14 protein-coding genes are annotated in these 17,832 nt (G+C 72.6%); 9 read left to right on the top strand and 5 right to left on the bottom strand.

Features of this window, described 5'->3' with window-relative positions:
• Positions 1 to 67: 67 nt before the first annotated feature.
• Together ABZ312_RS06405 and ABZ312_RS06400 are read right to left on the bottom strand one after the other, a co-directional pair.
• Positions 68 to 1,495, bottom strand: coding sequence for an RICIN domain-containing protein (locus ABZ312_RS06405; protein ID WP_500436629.1), 1,428 nt, complete (start codon positions 1,493 to 1,495; stop codon positions 68 to 70).
• Between the two features lie 305 nt (positions 1,496 to 1,800).
• A complete protein-coding gene (locus ABZ312_RS06400) occupies positions 1,801 to 4,032 on the bottom strand; it encodes a pectate lyase-like domain-containing protein (RefSeq protein ID WP_500436627.1) in 2,232 nt (743 codons plus the stop codon).
• 590 nt (positions 4,033 to 4,622) lie between these two features.
• On the opposite strand from ABZ312_RS06400, the gene ABZ312_RS06395 reads away from it, so the two are divergent.
• Positions 4,623 to 5,918 carry a ThuA domain-containing protein gene (locus ABZ312_RS06395; RefSeq protein WP_500357791.1) on the top strand — a complete coding sequence of 432 codons (1,296 nt, stop codon included), beginning with the start codon at positions 4,623 to 4,625 and terminating at the stop codon, positions 5,916 to 5,918.
• A 61-nt stretch (positions 5,919 to 5,979) separates the two neighbouring features.
• Here the strand turns inward: ABZ312_RS06395 and ABZ312_RS06390 are convergent, their stop codons facing one another.
• Positions 5,980 to 6,828: an SDR family oxidoreductase gene (locus ABZ312_RS06390; RefSeq protein WP_500325153.1), complete on the bottom strand. Its 849-nt coding sequence runs from the start codon at positions 6,826 to 6,828 to the stop codon at positions 5,980 to 5,982.
• 119 nt (positions 6,829 to 6,947) lie between these two features.
• Between ABZ312_RS06390 and ABZ312_RS06385 the strand changes: the two genes are divergently transcribed.
• Together ABZ312_RS06385 and ABZ312_RS06380 are read left to right on the top strand one after the other, a co-directional pair.
• Positions 6,948 to 7,370: a winged helix-turn-helix transcriptional regulator gene (locus ABZ312_RS06385; protein ID WP_500325155.1), complete on the top strand. Its 423-nt coding sequence runs from the start codon at positions 6,948 to 6,950 to the stop codon at positions 7,368 to 7,370.
• A 106-nt stretch (positions 7,371 to 7,476) separates the two neighbouring features.
• Complete coding sequence (locus tag ABZ312_RS06380) at positions 7,477 to 7,905, top strand: type II toxin-antitoxin system Rv0910 family toxin (protein ID WP_499510516.1); 429 nt, start codon at positions 7,477 to 7,479, stop codon at positions 7,903 to 7,905.
• A gap of 66 nt (positions 7,906 to 7,971) precedes the next feature.
• Here the strand turns inward: ABZ312_RS06380 and ABZ312_RS06375 are convergent, their stop codons facing one another.
• Positions 7,972 to 10,263 carry a glycoside hydrolase family 3 N-terminal domain-containing protein gene (locus tag ABZ312_RS06375; protein WP_500436625.1) on the bottom strand — a complete coding sequence of 764 codons (2,292 nt, stop codon included), beginning with the start codon at positions 10,261 to 10,263 and terminating at the stop codon, positions 7,972 to 7,974.
• A gap of 107 nt (positions 10,264 to 10,370) precedes the next feature.
• Here ABZ312_RS06375 and ABZ312_RS06370 point away from each other — a divergent pair, with 107 nt between their 5' ends.
• Positions 10,371 to 11,477, top strand: coding sequence for a LacI family DNA-binding transcriptional regulator (locus ABZ312_RS06370; protein WP_500325159.1), 1,107 nt, complete (start codon positions 10,371 to 10,373; stop codon positions 11,475 to 11,477).
• Between the two features lie 114 nt (positions 11,478 to 11,591).
• The gene (locus tag ABZ312_RS06365; RefSeq protein ID WP_500325161.1) at positions 11,592 to 12,218 is read left to right on the top strand and encodes a hypothetical protein; all 627 of its coding nucleotides are present in this window, start codon (positions 11,592 to 11,594) and stop codon (positions 12,216 to 12,218) included.
• Between the two features lie 94 nt (positions 12,219 to 12,312).
• Here the strand turns inward: ABZ312_RS06365 and ABZ312_RS06360 are convergent, their stop codons facing one another.
• Positions 12,313 to 12,924 (bottom strand): PadR family transcriptional regulator, encoded by a 612-nt coding sequence (locus tag ABZ312_RS06360; protein WP_499510520.1) that lies wholly within the window; start codon positions 12,922 to 12,924, stop codon positions 12,313 to 12,315.
• A gap of 230 nt (positions 12,925 to 13,154) precedes the next feature.
• Between ABZ312_RS06360 and ABZ312_RS06355 the strand changes: the two genes are divergently transcribed.
• The 4 genes from ABZ312_RS06355 to rox all read left to right on the top strand — a co-directional run bounded on the left by ABZ312_RS06355 (position 13,155) and on the right by rox (position 17,587).
• Positions 13,155 to 13,694, top strand: a complete 540-nt coding sequence (locus ABZ312_RS06355; protein ID WP_500325163.1) for an ArsR/SmtB family transcription factor — start codon at positions 13,155 to 13,157, stop codon at positions 13,692 to 13,694.
• Positions 13,691 to 14,995, top strand: a complete 1,305-nt coding sequence (locus ABZ312_RS06350) for an MFS transporter (protein ID WP_500436624.1) — start codon at positions 13,691 to 13,693, stop codon at positions 14,993 to 14,995. The genes ABZ312_RS06355 and ABZ312_RS06350 overlap by 4 nt, the downstream gene beginning before the upstream one ends.
• A 327-nt stretch (positions 14,996 to 15,322) precedes the next feature.
• Positions 15,323 to 15,889, top strand: coding sequence for a hypothetical protein (locus ABZ312_RS06345; RefSeq protein ID WP_500325166.1), 567 nt, complete (start codon positions 15,323 to 15,325; stop codon positions 15,887 to 15,889).
• 273 nt (positions 15,890 to 16,162) lie between these two features.
• Positions 16,163 to 17,587 (top strand): rifampin monooxygenase, encoded by a 1,425-nt coding sequence (gene rox / locus ABZ312_RS06340; protein ID WP_500436700.1) that lies wholly within the window; start codon positions 16,163 to 16,165, stop codon positions 17,585 to 17,587.
• The last annotated feature ends 245 nt before the right edge of the window (positions 17,588 to 17,832 follow it).

Below are 17,832 nucleotides of genomic sequence, written 5' to 3'. Positions count from 1 at the left end.
GATCCTGGCATGCGGCCGCCCGGCGCACCGCGGTCGCGCGGTGCGCCGGGCGGCGGCGGTGGGGCCGTCAGGCCGGGAGGTGGAACTGCTGGTTGGTGCCGCCCGCGCAGGTCCAGATCTGCAGCCGGGCGCCGTTGGCGGTGGACTTGTCGGTGACGTCCAGGCACTTGCCGGAGGCGGGGTTGACCAGGGTGTCCCCGCTGCCGCGCTGCCAGACCTGGGCGCCGGTGCCGTTGCAGTCGTACAGCTGGACCTTGGTGCCGTTGGCGGTGCCGGCGGCGGTGAGGTCCATGCACTTGCCGAGGGCGCGCAGCGTGCCGTCACTGCCCACCGTCCACTGCTGCGCGGTGGTGCCGTTGCAGTCGTACATCTGGACGGCGGTGCCGTTGGCGCTGCTCGCGGCGGCGATGTCGACGCACTTGCCGCCGAGGCCGGTGATCTGGCCGGTGGATCCGGTGGGCGGCGGGGTCGTGCCGCCGCCGGTCACGGTGTTGAAGACGGAGGAGAACTGCCAGGCGCTCTGCGGGGTCCCGCTGCAGCTGTCGGAGAGCTGCCCGTTGGTGGCGCAGGCCTTGTCGCGGCCGAGCGCCCAGAAGGCGAGCTCCTGGATGCCCTTGGACTGGGCGAAGTTGGCGAGCGTGGCGGCGTTGCCGGTGGTGAAGATCTCGCTGGTGTCGTCGTTGACCCCGATCATCGGGGTGTTGCCCTCCATCGCCCACAGCTGGGCGTCGGACTTCTCCGGCCAGATGGCGCCGAGCTGGCCGCGCAGGGCGGTGGCGGCGTCGGTGGCCGCCTTGCCCATGTCGCGGGTCCCGTCGTAGTAGTCCATCGTCATGATGTTGACGAGGTTGACGTTCAGCCCGTTGCTCTTGGCGTTGGAGAGCAGCTTCGTCCCGTTGTCGTCCAGGCCGTTCGGCATGGACGGCAGGGTGTACTGGACGTCGAGCTTGCGCCCGGCGGCCGCGTAATCCTGCTGGAGCTGGGCGAGCGCCTTGTTGCGGCGGTCGTTCGCCGCGGTGTTGGCGATCGCGCTGCCCTCGACGTCCAGGTCGACGCGGGTGAGGTTGAGGGCGTCGACGACCTTCTTGTACTGGGCCTTGAGCGCGGACACGGTCGTACAGGAGAGGCCGACCTCGGTGCCGGAGGCACCGCCGAAGGAGACGATGACGTCGCCGCCGGCGGCCCGCAGGGAGTTGACCGCGGAGGTCCAGCCGGCGTCGGTGACGGGCGTGTCGCCGTTGAACATGGCGTTGCAGCCGCCGCCGTCGATGACGAAGGCGAGGGTGAAGTACTTCAGGCCCGTCGCGTTACGGGCGTTCGTCATCGCCGAGGGCGAGTTCCAGGTCTCGACGTAGGGCGCGGCATAGTGGGCGGGGAAGCCGGGGCCGGGGTTGGCGGCGGCGCTCGCGGAGCCGCCGGTGGCGACGACGGCGGTGGCAGCCATCGCGAGGACGGCGGGGGCCGCGGCGAGGGCTCTGACGGCGGATTTCAGCACGGGACGGCTCCTTCGTGTGCGCACCCGGGGTGCACGTCGTGGGGGGCAAGCCGTTGAGGGGGGTGGGACAGCGGGGTGGGGGGATCTGGACAGCTGTTCATGTAGGTGAACATCGCTTCACTACATGAACAGCTGATGGCCGATGACGGTATGGACTAGACCAGCCCTGCGTCAAGCGCCCCGCACCAACGGTTCGTTGGGCGCCGCGATGACAGCGGGAGGGCTCGCGGGCGTGCCGGGGGGCGGGGTCGCCGCCGCCCGCCGTGCGGACGGCGGCGGCCCCGCCGGTCGTCGTCCGGCCGGGGTCAGGGGCCGGAGACGAGGTTGGCCACGTTGTTCGCGGAGTTGGACGGGCCTCCGCTGTTGTTGATGACGTGGCTGATCGTGCCCGTCCCGCCGAGGGAGACCGTCACCATGTCGTGGAAGCGGACCCCGGACACCGCGGGGACCTCGAAGGCCCGGTCGGCGACGACGGACGGGTTGACGTTGAAGTAGCAGTAACTGCCCAGGCCCCAGGCCTCGTGGCTGGTCACCGAGGGGCTGACCTTGTAGGCGTCGTAGCCGCGGGTGGAGCCGTTCATCCAGGCGGCCTGGTTGGGCGGGTCGTACGGCATCTCGTTCTGGAAGAAGTACGTGCGGCCGCCGTTGCCGTTCCAGATCACCTGGTGCTGCTGGTAGTGCTCGACGAACAGGCCGTACATCGTCACGTTCGTGCCGTTGACGATCAGGCCGTTGGCGGCGGTGTTGCTCGTCCAGCCCACCCCGCTGCCGTGGTCGGCGCGCCACAGCCACATGTGGTCGCCGATGACGTCCGAGCTGTTGACCACCAGGCTCTGGGTGGCCTTGCCGACGCCCGCGCCGCCGATGCGGAAGAAGACGTCGTGCAGCGAGGTCGGGTCGGCGGTGTGCCGCGCGGACGAGCCGGCCGGGCCGACCTGCATCAGCGTCTGCGAGTTGGTCGTGCCCGCGTCGATGAGCAGTCCGGCGATCTTGACCCCGTCGACGTCGGCGACGTTCACCGCGGTGATGCCGTTGTCCGGGATGACGGTGGCCAGGCCCAGGCCCAGGACGACGGTGTCGGCACGGTTGATGTTGAGCGTCTGGTTGAGGTGGTAGACGCCGGGCGTGAACAGCAGGTTCTTGCCCTGGGCGAGCGCGCCGTTGATGTCGGTGGCGGTGGCGCCGGGCTTGACGACGAAGAACTGGTCGATCGGCAGCGAACTGCCGGCCGGGCTGCCGCCCGCCCAGGTCGTGCCCTGGGTGTTGGTGCGCAGCGCCGGGACGAAGACCTTGTACGCGCCGGCGGAGTCCACGTACAGGAACGGCTTCTCACGCGTCACCGGCGACTGCGCGACCGTGGTGTACGGCGGGCTCGGGAAGGTGTTCGCGGGGGCGTTGACGTCACCGACGAAGACCATGTTCCAGTTGGAGCCCGTCCAGCTGCCCCACTGGCTGTTCCGCGACAGCCACTGCTGCTGGGAACCGGAACGCACCTGGCCGTCGATCTTGGAGTCGGCGATCAGGCCGCCGCTGGACCAGCCGCCGTCGTCCAGCTGCAGGTTGCCGCGGACGTGCATGCGCCGGTACGGGGCCGCCTGCGAGACCGCCCAGCGGTCGGTGCCGCCGGTCGGGTTGACGGAGAGGTTCTCCGCGGAGCGCCAGAAGTTCTGGGTGGCGTTGCCCTGGAACCAGTCGGCCTCGGCGTGGACCGCGCCGTTGATCGTCACGTCGTCCGGCGACAGGCCCAGGCCCGCGACCTGGGTGTAGAAGCCGACGTTGGCGTCGACGCTGTAGCTGCCGGGCTTGAAGAGCAGGGCGTAGCGCTGGGAGCCGAACTGGTTGGACTCCTGCTGGCCGAAGACCTGGCTGAGCTGGCTCTGGATGGCGGCCGAGGACATCGACGGGTCGAAGACCGAGACGTTGGGCCCGAGGTCGGGGGTGCCCGGCGGGTTCTGCGGGGTGTCGGTGGAGCCGAGGCTGAAGGACTGCGCGGCGGTGCCGTTGCAGGTGTACTGCTGGATGCGCGCGCTGTCGGCGGTGGAGGCGGCGGGCACGTCCAGGCACTTGCCGCTGTTGCGGTTCACGAAGTGGTACGTCCCGCCGGTCTCCTCGACCGGCAGCCACTGCTGGTTGGCCCCGCCCGAGTACGACCAGAGCTGGACCGGTGCGCCGTCCGCCGTGGAGACGTCGGTGACGTCCCAGGACTTGGCCGCGTCGTTGCGGTTGTTGACCCGGACGTAGCCGTCGCTCGTCGCCTGGAACTGCCACTGCTGCGCGGTGGTGCCGTTGCACGCGTACTGCTGGACCGCGGTGCCGTCGGCGGTGCCCGCGGCGGCGGCGTCGACGCACTTGCCGCTGTGCTTGGCGGCGACGGTCACCCAGCCGGTGGGGAGGGAGGCGGCCTGGGCCTGCGGGGCGGTCAGCACGACGGCCGACAGGCCCGAGGCGAACAGCGCGCCGAGCGCGAGCGGTGCGACGCGGCGCCGGACCCGGCCGCGTCCGGGGACGCCGCGGGACGGCGCTCCGAGGGTTCTCATGGAGGACTCCTGTGCCGCGCGGGGCGCGGCGCCGTGGGGGGGTGAGCGGGCATGCCGAAGCGGGCGACGGCATGACGTGGCATGACGGAGGTGGGGGGTGGCCGGGCGCACGCGCCCGGCCATGCGACAGCAGCTCAAAGGTCGGATCGACCTTTCTTCACGGCGTGAAGTTAGGCTTCCGCAGCGGACACGTCAAGAGGTCGCGCTACGGATTTCGAATGCCGCCGGATGCGCGGTGGTGCCTCAACTCGATGTCCGGACACGGCATTTGCGCAGTTGGCAGCCGATGCGACACGGTGCGGCGCGGTGCGGCCGGCAGGCGCCGCCACATCCCGGCCGGACAACACTTGAAGGCGCCCCTCCGGCCGGGCCACCCTTCGGGAACCGCCCCGCCGGACCCCCCGCCCGGACCTGCTGATCAACGACCGCCACCTGGGCGGACCGTACTGGTCTGTACCAAAGTCTTGACTGCACCCTTCCTTCACTCCTTAAATCACGAGTTGAACAAGGCCTCCCCACCGCCTCCCCCCACCCCGCTCCCCCACCGGCGCCCCCCACACGCGCCCGCCGACCGGGAAGGACCTCCCCCCATGACCCGTGCCACGAGCGCCGCGAGGCGCGCCGCCGCCCGCCTGTTACTGCTGCTCGCCGTCCTCCTGGGCGCCGTCGCCGCACCGGCCACGTCCGCCCCCGCCGCCGCCCCCTTCAAGGTGCTGGCGTTCTACAACGGCACCTGGGACGCCGCCCACATCAACTTCGTCAAGGAAGCCAACCAGTGGTTCCCGCAGGCGGGCGCCGCCAACGGCTTCACGTACACCTCGACGACCAACTGGAACCTGCTGACCGACGCGAACGCGCTGAAGCAGTACCAGGTCGTCCTCTTCCTCGACGACGCCCCGCAGAGCGCCGCTCAGCGCTCCGGCTTCGAGACCTACATGCGCGGCGGCGGCGCCTGGATGGGCTTCCACGTCTCGGCCTGGACCGACAACGCACAGAGCTGGCCCTGGTACTACAACCAGTTCCTCGGCAGCGGGAACTTCCGCTCCAATACCTGGGGCCCCACCACCGCCGTGCTGCGCGTCGAGGACCGCACCCACCCCTCCACCACGCACCTGCCCGCGACGTTCACCTCGTCGGTGAGCGAGTGGTACAGCTGGAGCAACGACCTGCGCAACAACCCGGACATCGACGTCCTGGCGTCCGTCGACCCGGTCAGCTTCCCCTTGGGCACCGACCCGAACCAGTCGTGGTACAGCGGCTACTACCCGATCCTGTGGACCAACACCAAGTACCGCATGCTGTACGCCAACTTCGGGCACAACGCGATGAACTACGACACCAACACCCCCCTGTCGTCGACCTTCGCCAGCGCCACCCAGAACACCTTCCTCCTCGACGGCCTCAAGTGGCTGGGCACCGGCTCCACGGGCGACCCCGCCCCCACCGACCCGATCTCCGAGACCTCCTGGTACTCCCTGGTCAACGCCGGCAGCGGCCGCTGCGTGGACGCACGCGCCGCCGCCACGGCCAACGGCACCGCGATCCAGCAGTACACCTGCAACTCCACCACCGCGCAGGACTTCCGCGTGCTGTCCACCGACAGCGGCTACACGCGCCTGGCCGCCCGCAACGACACCACGAAGGCCGTGGACGTCACGGACGTCTCCACCGCCGACAACGCCGCGCTCCAGCTGTGGACGTACGGCGGCGGCGCCAACCAGCAGTGGAAGCCCGTCGCCGAGTCCGGCGGCCGCTACCACTTCACCGCCCGGCACAGCGGCAAGTGCCTCACCGCCCCCACCGGCGACCCGAGCGGCACCCAGCTGGTCCAGCGCCCCTGCGACGGCTCCGCCGCGCAGTCCTTCCAGCTCGTCGTCCGTCCCTGACCCGGGCGACGGGATCACGGTGCCGCCCCGCCCCCACGAGGGCCGGGGCGGCACCTCCGCGTCAGCGGAAGGCCGCCGCGTGGCGGGCGGCCCAGGCGGCGAAGGGCCGCGCCGGACGCCCGAGCAACGCCTCGGCGTCGGGGCCGACCCTCTGTTCGGCGGGCAGCGGCTCACCCAGGATGTCCAGCGTGCCGTCCGCCACGGGCTCCGGCATGAAGCGCAGCATCCCCTCACGGGCCTGCTCGCGGCTGAGTTCGACGAAGCGCAGCGGGACTGCGAGTTCCCCGCCGAGCACCTCCGCCTGCCGGCGCGGGGAGACCGCTTCGGGCCCGGTCAGCACGTAGGTCCGGCCCGCGTGGGACCCCTCACGGAGGACGACCGCGGCGGCGTCGGCGACGTCGGCGGGATCGACGACCGGCAGCGCCACGTCCGCGAAGGGCGCGGCCACCGTGCGCGCGGTGCGCACCGAGTCCGCCCACGCCAGGGCGTTGGAGGCGAGGCCGCCCGAGCGCAGGACCGTCCAGTCCACGCCGGAGCCGCGGACCGCGGCCTCGAAGGCCCGCAGCGGCTCGTGGGAGACCGCGTCCGGCCGGGTCCCCGCCGCCTGAGAGGAGAGCAGGACGATGCGTCGCACCCCGCTGTCCCGGGCGGCCGCCACCAGGTCGTGCGGCCGCGCCCGCGGCCCCAGCAGCTCCCCCGCCACCAGCAGGAACAGCGCCTTCGCGCCGGCGAGGGCGGGCCGCAGCCCCTCCGGCGACGCGAGGTCGACGGTTACGTGAGGTACGCCGGCGGGCAGCCGGTCGCCCGCGGGGGCCCGGCGCGAGAGGGCCGTCACGGGCTCGCCCGCCGCCGCCAGTGCCCGTACGAGAGGGCGTCCGACGTTCCCGGTGGCCCCTGTCACTGCGATCATCTCCGGCTCCGTTCCGGTCCGTTGGTCAACGACCCGGCGAAGCTAACACCGTGGATATAGTAGGTACCTACAGGATAGTGACTATCCCCCAAGCCCCCAGGAAGCCCCAGGGAGCCGCCATGAACGCCGAGACCGCGCACCGCGACGCCGCCCCCGTTCCGACCCCTCGCGAAGGCCCCTCCCGCACCGCCGACCCGGCACTCGCCTGCCCCATCGGCCCGGTCGTGGACCTCGTCTTCAGCCGCTGGACGACACCGGTGCTGTGGAGCCTGCACGCCCACGGCCGGCAGCGGTTCGTCGAACTGCAGCGCCGGATCGGCGGGATCACCCCGAAGGTGCTGACGCAGCGCCTGCGCCAACTGGAGCGCGACGGACTGGTGGTCCGCACCTATCACCCGGAGGTCCCACCACGGGTCGAGTACGAGATCAGCGAGCTGGGGCGCAGCCTGGCGCCCCTGTTCGCGACGCTCGCACGCTGGTCGGACGCCCACCTGGACGAGGTGGAACAGGCGCGCGCGGCGTACGACGGCCCGATGCCCTGAGGAACGGCCGGCACCCCACAGCAGTCCTGACGGTTCATCAGTATTGAAACTTCCGGTCGAGGCGGTTACGTTCCGCTCACTCGCCGACACAAGGGAGTGTGGTCGTATGGCCGAGGTCTCCGCACAGGCCCGCATCGCAGCTCCGGCCGAGAAGGTCTGGCGCACCCTCACCGACTTCAGCTCGCACACGCAGTGGAGCACCACGCACACCGGCTTCCCCGACGGCGGTCCGGAGCCGTTGGAGACGGGCGCGACCTACCGGGAGAACATGAAGCTGATGGGCTTCCCGGCCGAGGTGAACTGGGAGGTCACGTCCGTGGACCCCGGGCGGGGGTTCGAGATCGCCGGCAAGGGCCCGATGGCCGTGGACCTGCTGACCCGCTACAGCCTCACGCCGGACGGCGACCAGACCGACGTCCGCATCGACGGCGCCTTCAACGGCGCGGCCGTCGCCCTCATGGCGGGCAAGCTCAAGGACACCGCCACCGCCGCGCTCAACGAGTCGCTGCGCAAGCTCGCCGGTCTCGTCGAGTAGCCCGGGACGCCCCGGAGGCCGGGGACCGCGGGCGGCGTGGTCGCCGCGGTCCCCGGCGCCCGCCGCCTAACGCAGCACCGCGTCGGCGCTCTTGTCCCCCACCGTGAAGGTGTACGTCCCGCGCTCGACCCGCCGTGTCCCCGCGCCGTCGATGTCGCCCGGCGTCACGGCGAGCGCGCCGCGGGCGAAGTCAAGTCGCACGGTCCGCTTCTCGCCCGCCTTCAGGTGCACCTTGGTGAAGGCGACCAGCTTGCGCGCCGGCCACAGCACCTCGCTGACCGCCCGTGACGCGTAGACCGGGACCACCAGGTCGCCGTCCCGGGCGCCGGTGTTGGAGACGGTCACCTTGACGCCCTTGGCGTCGGCGGTGAGGGCGTCGTAGGCGTACGTCGTGTACGACAGGCCCGACCCGAAGGGGTAGAGCGCGTCGTACGACGACTCAAGGCCGCCGTTCGTGCCCGGCAGCTGCTGGTAGTACATGGGCTCGTTGCCGATGTCCTTCGGCCACGAGACCGGCAGCCGCCCGCCCGGGTTGACCTTGCCGAACAGCACGTCGGCGACGGCGCCGCCGCCCTCGGTGCCGGGCAGCCAGGACATCACCAGGCCGTCGGTGCCGGCCGCGTCGCCCAGGACCAGCGGACGGCCCGCGACGACCACGGTGACGACCGGCTTGCCGCTCGCCTTCAGCGCCTTGACCAGCGCCTGCTGGTCGGCCGACAGTTCGGGCCGCGGGCTGTCCGCGGCACCCTCGGCGGCGGCCTTCTCGCCGACCACGACGACGGTCAGGTCCGCGCCCTTCGCCTGTGCCACCGCGTCGTCCGCGGTCGCGGCCCGTACGACCTCGGTGCCGGCGGGAGCCGCCGCGCGGATACCCTCCAAGATGGTCGTCCCGGGCAGTTCGACGCCCTCGGGCACGCCCTGCCAGCCGATCGTCCATCCGCCGGCCTGGTCGTTGATGTCGTCCGCGTACGAGCCCGCCACCACGATGCGCCCCGCGTCCGCGCGCACCGGCAGCACGCCGCCCTCGTTGCGGAGCAGCACCTGCGACTCGGCCGCGGCCCGCCGCGCGAGGGCGGCGTCCGCGCCGAGCACCGCCTTGTCGGCCTTGGCGGGGTCGACGTAGGGGTGCTCGAAGAGACCGAGCTCGAACTTCAGCCGCAGGATGCGCCCGACGGCCTCGTCGATGCGCCGCGTCGGGACCAGTCCGCGGTCGACGGCCGTCTTCAGGCCTGTGCTCCACTCCTTGGCGAAGTACGGCTCCATCGCCATGTCGAGGCCCGCGTTGACGGCGAGGGCGATCGCCTCCGGGTAGTCCGCGGCGATCTTGTACCGGGTCTGGAGGGCGCGCACGTCCTCCCAGTCGCTGACGGTGACGCCCTTGAAGCCCCACTGCTGGCGGAGCACCTTCGTGAGCAGGTACTTCGACGCGGTGGCCGGTACGCCGTTGACGGCACCGGAGTTGACCATCACGGTCTTGGCTCCGGCCTGGACCGCCTGCCGGTAGGAGGGCAGCAGGGTGTCCTGGAGGTAGCGGACGGAGACGTCGGCGGGGACGCGGTCGTGGCCGTTGGAGGGCTCGGAGTAGCCGCCGTAGTGCTTGACGCTGGCGGCGACGCGCTTGGACCCGCCGGCGTGCTCGATGCCCGTCACGGCGGAGGCGGCCAGGGTGCCGGCGAGCAGCGGGTCCTCGCCGTAGGTCTCGTAGTAGCGGCCCCACCGCTGGTCGCGGGCGAGGTCGGCGACGGGGGCGAAGTTCCAGTCGATGCCGGTGGCGGCGACGGCGCGGGCGGTGGCCGCGGCGGAGTCCTCCACCGTGCCCGGGTCCCAGGTGGCGCCGAGGCCGATCTGGTGCGGGAAGACGGTGGCGCCGAGCACGTTGTTGTGCCCGTGGACCGCGTCCACGCCGTACAGGACGGGGATGTGCAGGCGCGTGTTGGTGACCGCGTACTTCTGGACGGCGTTGACCATCTTCGCCCAGTCCTGGGGCGTGTTCCTGGCCGGGGTCATGCCGCCGCCGGAGATCACCGAGCCGACGGGGTAGTCGGCGAGCACGGTCTTCATGCAGCTCTCGTTGAGCTCACCGCCGCTCCACTCGCAGTCGCCCTGGATGCGGGCGACCGCGACCTGGTCCATCTGACCGATCTTCTCCTGCAGGGTCATGCGCCCCAGCAGGTCCTTGACGCGCAGTTCGACGGGCGCGCCGGCCCGGGCGTAGACGGGCCCGTCGGCGCGGGCGGGGACGGAGGCGACCGCGGCGGCGCAGGCGGCCGCGGTCGAGAGGACGAGGAGGTTCCGCCACCGGTTCCGGTTTCTCCGCCGGTCGCGGACGAGGCGTGCACGCGGTTCGTTCGCTGGCATAGCAGGCATCCCGTTCCTGTCCGGGCCCTTCAGGGCACTGGCCGTAAACGTTTCCGGCTGCTGTCGCACCCGACAGACTGACGCTGACATGACATATCGTCAAGACTGTGACCGTGCTGCGAACCCATGAGGACCCCTCGTCCGCGCCCCCGCCCGGAACCGGCCCCGCGATCACCCTCCGCGAGCTCGCCCGGCGCAGCGGGGTGTCCACCGCGACCGTCTCGCGCGCGCTCAACGGCCGGGCCGAGGTCAGCCAGGCCACCCGCGAGCGCATCCGGCGGCTGGCCGGCGAACTGGGCTACGCGCCCAACGAGCCCGCCCGCACCCTGGTGCGGCGCCGTTCCGACACCATCGGCCTGCTGTGGGACACCGGGCACGAGTCGCGCGGCCTCCACCACCCCTTCCTGCAGGGCCTGCTGAGCTCGGTGCGCACCGCCCTGTCCGACGCGGGCTACCACCTCATGCTGCTCACCACGGCAGGGCCCGAGGACCCGCAGACGACGTACGTCCAGGCCGTGCGGCGGCACAGCCTGGAGGGCGTGATCGCGATGGGCCGGCCCGCCGACGACCGCGCCCTGCGCGCCCTCGCGGCCTCGGGCATCCCTTGCGCCGGTCTCGACGTCGCCCTGGACGGCCCGCGCACGGTCGGCGTCGCCTCCGACAACCCCGGCGGGGCGGAGGCGGCCGTCGCCCACCTGCACTCCCTCGGGCACCGCCGGATCGCCACCGTCACCGGCCCGCCGGAACTCACCCCCGCCGCCGAGCGGCTGGCCGGTTTCCGCACCGCCTGCGCACGCCTCGGGCTGGCGGTGCCGGAGGAGTACGTCGTCCCGGGGGACTTCTTCCTGGACAGCGGGCGCCAGGCGGTCCGGCGGCTGCTCGCCCTGCCCCAGCCGCCGACGGCCCTGTTCGCCGCGGGCGACATGATGGCGATCGGCGCCCTGCACGCCGTCGCCGACGCGGGGCTGTCCGTCCCCGGGGACCTGGCGGTCGTCGGCTTCGACGACATCGAGGCGGCCACCCTCGTGCGCCCAGCGCTCACCACGGTCGCCCAGGACCACCGCGCCCTCGGCACCGCGGCCGTCGCGGCCCTGTGCGAGCTGCTCGACCCGCAGGCCGTCCGCCCGCTCCCGCCGCGCGTACTGCCGACGCGGCTGGTCGTCCGCGGCACCTGCGGCGCCCGGCCCGGCCCGGCCGCGGGCCCGGGCTCCTGACCGGGCGTCACTCGTAAGTGAACGGTGCGGCATTGATCCGTTGTGCCCGGGTACGGTACCGCTTGCCCCGGCCGGGCCGGGCCGGGCCGACGGACCGACAGGGGAGTCCCGCCCATGCAGATCGCCCGCACCGCCGCCGCCCGCACCGCCGCCGCCCTCGCGCTCGCCTTCCTCGCCGCCGCCACCGCGACGGCCTGCGGTCCCGCCGACGGCGGCACCACAGGCGACGGCCGGCCCCCAGCGAGCGCTCCGGCCACGTCCGGACCGGCCAACCTGCCCTCGTTCGCCGGCATGGGCCTGCAGGCAGCCCAGGACAAGGCCCAGACGCTGGGCTTCTACCGCCTGGACTCGCACGACGCGCTGGGCCGCGGCCGCGAGCAGATCTGGGACCGCGACTGGAAGGTGTGCTTCCAGCGCCCGGCCCCGGGAAGCCGGACCACCACCGTCACCGTCGAGTTCGGCGCCGTGAAGCTCGAGGAGTCCTGCCCCGCCCGGGACGCTCCCCCGCCCGCCTCGGCGGGCCCCACGATGCCCGACCTCACCGGCACGTCCCTGAAGGTGGCCCGCACGACGCTCACCCCCTCGACCGGCATCACGGCGGAGGACGCCTCCGGGCAGGACCGCTTCATCCTCATGGAGACCAACTGGAAGGTGTGCTCGCAGGCGCCCGCCGCCGGCACCGGGCTCACGGGGCAGCCGGTGGTCTTCAAGGCCGTCAAGTTCGGCGAGGCCTGCCCGTGACCCGCAGGCGCGGCACGGGACGCGCCGCCGGCACCGGACGGGACGCGCCGCCGGCCCGGGACGCGTACGTCCCGGGCCGGCGGCGCCGAGAGGGTCAGTCCTCGTCGGCGAGGATCAGATAGAGCTTCTTGCGGGCCTCGTTGACCACGGTCAGCGCCTTGTCCCGCTGCTCGGGCGTACCGGTCGCCCAGACCTGCCGGAAGGCGTCGACCAGGCCGGCGCCCGCCTTGCGGATCTCGTTCATGGCCTCCCAGTCGATGCCGCGCCCGGCCTCCTCCCAGGGGGCGTCGGGCCCCGCTTCGGCCTCGGTGCGGCCGGCCTCGGTGAGCGTGAAGAGCTTCTTGCCGCCCTCCGACGCACTGCTGATCAGACCCTCGTCCTCCAGCAGTTGCAACGTCGGGTAGACCGAGCCGGGGCTCGGCTTCCACGCGCCGCCGCTGCGCTCGGCGATCTCCTGGATCATCTCGTAGCCGTGCATGGGCCGGTCGGCCAGCAGCGCCAGGATCGAGGCGCGCACGTCGCCGCGCCGCGCCCGGCCTCGCGGGCCTCCCCTGCCGCCCCGCCCGCCGTGCCACGGGCCGGGCCCCCAGGGCCCACCGCCGAACGGCGGCCCGAACGGGCCGAACGCCGCGCGCCGCCCCTCCTCCTCGTGGTCGCCGCGGCCGTGATGGCCGGGCCCAAAGTGTCCATGTCCATGGGAACGCATGGTGACGCTCCTTCCATCATCGTACGGTCGCGATACCTCAACGATATATCGGTAACAGTCGCAAGGCAAGGACCTCCCACCTGCGGCTGTTGTCCCGCCCCATGAGGTCCGGCCCCGGATCGGCAGCGGGTGGGAGGCGTTGGCAGGAGATCCCGCGCGCCGGACGGCGGATCCGGAAGTCCGCGCGAATCCCCTTGCGCAATGGTCAAGAATCGTTGACCATTGCTCGCATGCCTACCGACGATCTGCCCGAGACGTTCCACGTCACCACTGACGAGCAACTGCGCGCCGTCTCCAGCCTCACGCGTCACCGGATCATGGCCGTGCTCCGCTTCGAGCCAGCGACGATCACGCAGATCGCCGAGCGCGTGGGTCTTGCGAAGGGGAGTTCCAGCTACCACGTACGGCTGCTGGAGCGGGCCGGCCTGGTGAAGGTGGTGCGGACGCGGAAGGTCCGGGGGGTCACCGAGCGGTACTACGCGATGGCCGCACGGTCGATCGAACTGCCGGACCCGGGCGAGGGAGGGCCGGACGTGCTGATGCGGCACGCGGTGGCGGACCTGGAGGCAGCGCCGGCGGATGCCGAGCGGCATGTGCGGATGGCGCATCTGCGGCTCACCGAGGAGCAGTTCGCGGAGCTGGGGGCGCGGCTGCAGGCACTGGCGGACGAGTACCGGGAGCTGTCCGATCCGTCGCTGCCCGATGCGTCACTCGTCTTCGCACTGTTCCACCCGGCGTCGCGCGAGCAGGCCGAAGGGGGCGCCAAGTGACCTCGGACATCCGGAAGTTGCCGACCGGGTTCGGACGGCTGTGGACCGCACAGACGGTGTCCTCGCTCGGTGACGGGGTCACGCATGCCGCACTGCCGCTGCTCGCGTTGACGTTGACGCGGGATCCGATGGCGCTCGCCGTCGTCACGGCCGCCGGAACGTTACCGTGGCTGCTCTTCGGGGTGCTCGGCGGCGCGCTGGTGGACCGCTGGGACCGTCGGCGCACGATGTGGATCACGGACGCGGCACGTGCGGTGCTGCTCGCGATACCGGCGGCAGCGGCCGCGCTCGACCGCTTGAGCATTCCGCTGCTCTCGGCCGTCGCCTTCCTCCTCGGCCTCGGCGGGCTCTTCTTCGACACGGCCGCCACGGCCTATCTGCCGGATCTGCTCGGCCGCGACCCCGCGTCCCTGGAGCGCGCCAACTCCCGCCTGCGCGGCACCCAGACCGCCGCGTCCGGCTTCGCCGGGCCACCCGCGGGCAGTGCCCTGCTCGCGCTCGGGCGGGCGGTCCCGCTGCTCGCCGACGCGGTCTCGTTCGCGCTCTCCGCACTGCTCGTACGGTCACTGCCCGCCGCACCCCGGCCCGCACCGCAGGCCCGTGAGTCGCTGCTGCGGCAGGCGCGGGCCGGCGCCTCGTACGTATTCCGGGATCAGCTGCTGCTCGGGCTCGCGCTGCGTCCGGCGGTCGGGAACATCGCCTTCCTCGCCGTGGAGACCGTGCTCGCCCTCTTCGCGCACGATCGCCTCGGCATCGACACCTACGGCTTCGGCCTGCTCCTCACGGCGGAGGCCACCGGCGGTCTGCTCGGCGCAGGCATCGCCTCCTTCCTCGGCCGGCGACTCGGCACCGGCGCCGCCCTGACCTGCACGGCCGCAGTGGAGGGACTCGCCATTGCGGGCCTCGCCGCGGCCCCGAACCCGTACGTCGCCGGCCTCGCGCTGACCGTCTGCGGAGCGGGCATGGGCGCCACGATGGTGCTCGCGCCCTCCCTCCGACAGGCGATCGTCCCCGCCCACCTGATGGGCCGGGTCGCCTCCACCTCCCGCATGCTCGCCATGTGCGCCGCCCCGTTCGGCGCCTTCCTCGGCGGCTGGCTGGCCACCACCTACGACGTACGCACCCCGCTCTACACGGCCGCCGGCCTCCTCCTCACCATGACCGCCATCACCGCGACCATGACCAGCAACCGCCGGGTCGAGGCGGCGCTGCGTGCCGCCGCCCCGGCCGAGGATCCAGATCACCCGGAAGCCCGGCACCCCGCTCAGGTGCTTGCCGTCGAAGGCTCCGCGAGGTCGTGAAGCCAGTGCTGAGCCCGGCCCGGCGTTCCCCGCCTCGGGCCCGGAGCGTGGGGCGCCCGGCCTCCACGGGATGCAACGAGTGGGCCGGCGGGCCGGGTACGCCGCCGTCGATCCTCGTCGTCCTCGACAGCCGCCGGGTCCCGGAAGGGGCGCAGGCCCTGACCGGGTCCGAGGCCACAAGCCAAGGTCGCAGTGAGCGGACTCCGGTAGGACGACCTCGACGGCGCAGGTCACTTCCTCGGGTGAGCACCGCGCTCGGTACAGCGGCCGGACCCGAAGGCCGGGGCGGATGTCGCGTGCACAGGCGGATCAGCCATACTGCCCGCCGTGGAGCAGAGCAGAGGTTCGAACATCCCGCTCGTACAGGCCGCCGGCATCGATCCGGCACACGTCCCCGGCATCCTGGGGCCGGAACCGGATGGAGACGACAGAACCGAGGCCGCGGCCTCCGAGACCGACCGCGCGTCCGACGCCGCGGCTGACGTGACGACCGATACCGGGCCGTCCCCCGCCGTGGCCGCGGAAGAGTCCACCGCCGGCACCGACGACGACGTTGACGACGCCGAAGTCACCGAAGGCTCCGGTGGGGGCCCGGTGTTCGAGGCCGCGGACCGCAGGGGGGCGATCCGGGTGGACCGGGACGGCCTCACCTTCCGGTTGGACGACACCGAGGCCGAGTTCGGTTGGAAAGAGATCGGCGCGCTCGAGGTCGACGTCCCCAAGTGGGGGCATCGGTTCGGCGTCACGGTCTACCTGTCCCCGCGCCGCTGGTTCGAGACGTGGGTCGACGCGCCCAGCCGACGCCGGCTGCGGGCCTGGAGCGATGAGCTCGACGCCGTCCTCGACGTCTACTTCGAAGCCGACACCGAGAAGCACGACTCCGTGGAGGACTAGGGGTTGATTCCAGGCGCCGGCTGGGGCTGGTGTTGAGCGTCGTAGTGGGTCTCGTCCTCGTGGGGTGGAACGCTGCCGACGCGGGAGCACCGGCGGCTGTGGCGCGAGCGCGCCTGATCGACGGCACGCTGACCAAGGGCCGCAACGACGAAAGCGAGGAGCACCGCTCCTCGCCACTGTCAACCTATAGCGCACGGGGGGCCTTGCGGCAAGGCCCCCGTCGTGCCGCAGAATCACCGCCCTGATTCGGAACCTGCGGGGATGGGTGTGTTGATGATCGACGTCATCGTCGTCGGCGGCGGGCCGACCGGCCTGATGCTCGCCGCCGAGCTGCGGCTGCAAGGTGTGCACGCGCTCGTGCTGGAGAAGGAGGCCGAGCCGGGCGTGCAGACCCGCTCGCGCGGGCTGCACGTACGCAGCGTGGAGGTGTTGGACCAGCGCGGTCTGCTGGAGCGGTTCCTGGCGCAGGGCGAGAAGTTCACGGTCGGCGGGTTCTTCGGCGGCCTCGGGAAGCGGTGGCCCGACGGGCTGGACACCGCCCACTCTTACGTCCTCGCCATCCCGCAGCCGGTCACCGAGCGCCTGCTCGCCGAGCACGCGGGCGAGCTCGGCGTGGAGATCCGGCGCGGCTGCGAACTGACCGGGCTGAACCAGGACGACGGCGGGGTGACCGCCGAGCTGGCCGACGGGACGAGGTTGCGCTCGCGCTACCTCGTCGGCTGCGACGGAGGGCGCAGCACCGTGCGCAAGCTGCTGGGCGTCGGCTTCCCCGGCGAGCCCTCCCGGGTCGAGACGCTGCTGGGCGAGATGGAGGTGGCCGCGCCCCCGGAGACGGTGGCTGCCGTGGTGGCCGAGGTCCGCAGGACGCAGGGGCGGTTCGGCGTCATCCCCGAGCGCAGCGGGCGGCACTGTCTCATCGTGCCCGCCGACGGGGTGGCCGAGGACCGTGCGGCGCCGACCTTCGAGGAGTTCAAGGAGCGGCTGCGGGCGGTCGCCGGCACCGACTTCGGTGTGCACTCGCCGCGCTGGCTCTCCCGCTTCGGCGACGCCACCCGGCAGGCGGAGCGCTACCGGGTGGGCCGGGCGCTGCTCGCCGGCGACGCGGCGCACGTCCACCCGCCGACCGGCGGGCAGGGGCTGAACCTGGGCATCCAGGACGCGTTCAACCTCGGCTGGAAGCTCGCCGCCGCGGTCAACGGCTGGGCGCCGGAGGCCCTGCTGGACAGCTACCACGCCGAACGGCACCCGGTGGCCGCCGCCGTGCTGGACAACACCCGCGCGCAGATGCACCTGCTGTCCACCGAGCCGGGTCCGCAGGCCGTGCGCCGGCTGCTGGCCGAGCTGATGGACTTCGAGGAGGTGAACCGGCACCTGATCGAGAAGATCACCGCGATCGGGATCCGGTACGACTTCGGCGAGGGCCACGCCCTGCTCGGCCGGCGGCTGCGGGACGTGGAGCTGAAGCGGGGGCGGCTGTACGGCCTGACGCACGGCGGCCGCGGCCTGCTGCTGGACCGGACGGGCGGACTGTCGGTGGCCGCTTGGGAGGACCGGGTCGACCACGTCGTCGACGTCGCCGAGGAACTGGACGTCCCCGCGGTGCTGCTGCGCCCGGACGGCCACGTCGCCTGGGCCGGCGAGGACCAGCGGGAACTGCTCCGCGTCCTCCCGCGGTGGTTCGGCGCCGCCGCCCGCTGACCGCCCGCCCTCGGCGCAGCCGCGGGCCGGCCACCGCACCGCCCACCGCCGCCGCCGCACCGCCAACCACCAGGGGGTATCACGTTCCGGCGACGTGGAGTTGCCGAAGGTGACGGCCCGGCCGAGTGGCGTCCGCGGCCCCCGGGGCCGAGACTGCGAGTACGACACACACATCCGATGCCGGACACAGGGCACACCTACCGCTTCCGGATCGCGCGCCCGGACGTATGCCGAGGCGGTGTCGC

Source organism: Streptomyces sp. NPDC006207 (assembly GCF_040613835.1).
GTDB lineage: Bacteria > Actinomycetota > Actinomycetes > Streptomycetales > Streptomycetaceae > Actinacidiphila.
The sequence above is the reverse complement of the archived record's forward strand: the minus strand, read 5'-3'. Positions and strand labels throughout refer to the sequence as shown.

Bases quoted from the DNA above. Each gene is read 5' to 3' on its own strand.
- ABZ312_RS06400 (WP_500436627.1), bottom strand. From the start codon at position 4,032: ATGAGAACCCTCGGAGCGCCGTCCCGCGGCGTCCCCGGACGCGGCCGG.
- ABZ312_RS06395 (WP_500357791.1), top strand. From the start codon at position 4,623: ATGACCCGTGCCACGAGCGCCGCGAGGCGCGCCGCCGCCCGCCTGTTA.
- ABZ312_RS06390 (WP_500325153.1), bottom strand. From the start codon at position 6,828: ATGATCGCAGTGACAGGGGCCACCGGGAACGTCGGACGCCCTCTCGTA.
- ABZ312_RS06385 (WP_500325155.1), top strand. From the start codon at position 6,948: ATGAACGCCGAGACCGCGCACCGCGACGCCGCCCCCGTTCCGACCCCT.
- ABZ312_RS06380 (WP_499510516.1), top strand. From the start codon at position 7,477: ATGGCCGAGGTCTCCGCACAGGCCCGCATCGCAGCTCCGGCCGAGAAG.
- ABZ312_RS06375 (WP_500436625.1), bottom strand. From the start codon at position 10,263: ATGCCAGCGAACGAACCGCGTGCACGCCTCGTCCGCGACCGGCGGAGA.
- ABZ312_RS06365 (WP_500325161.1), top strand. From the start codon at position 11,592: ATGCAGATCGCCCGCACCGCCGCCGCCCGCACCGCCGCCGCCCTCGCG.
- ABZ312_RS06360 (WP_499510520.1), bottom strand. From the start codon at position 12,924: ATGCGTTCCCATGGACATGGACACTTTGGGCCCGGCCATCACGGCCGC.
- ABZ312_RS06355 (WP_500325163.1), top strand. From the start codon at position 13,155: ATGCCTACCGACGATCTGCCCGAGACGTTCCACGTCACCACTGACGAG.
- rox (WP_500436700.1), top strand. From the start codon at position 16,163: ATGATCGACGTCATCGTCGTCGGCGGCGGGCCGACCGGCCTGATGCTC.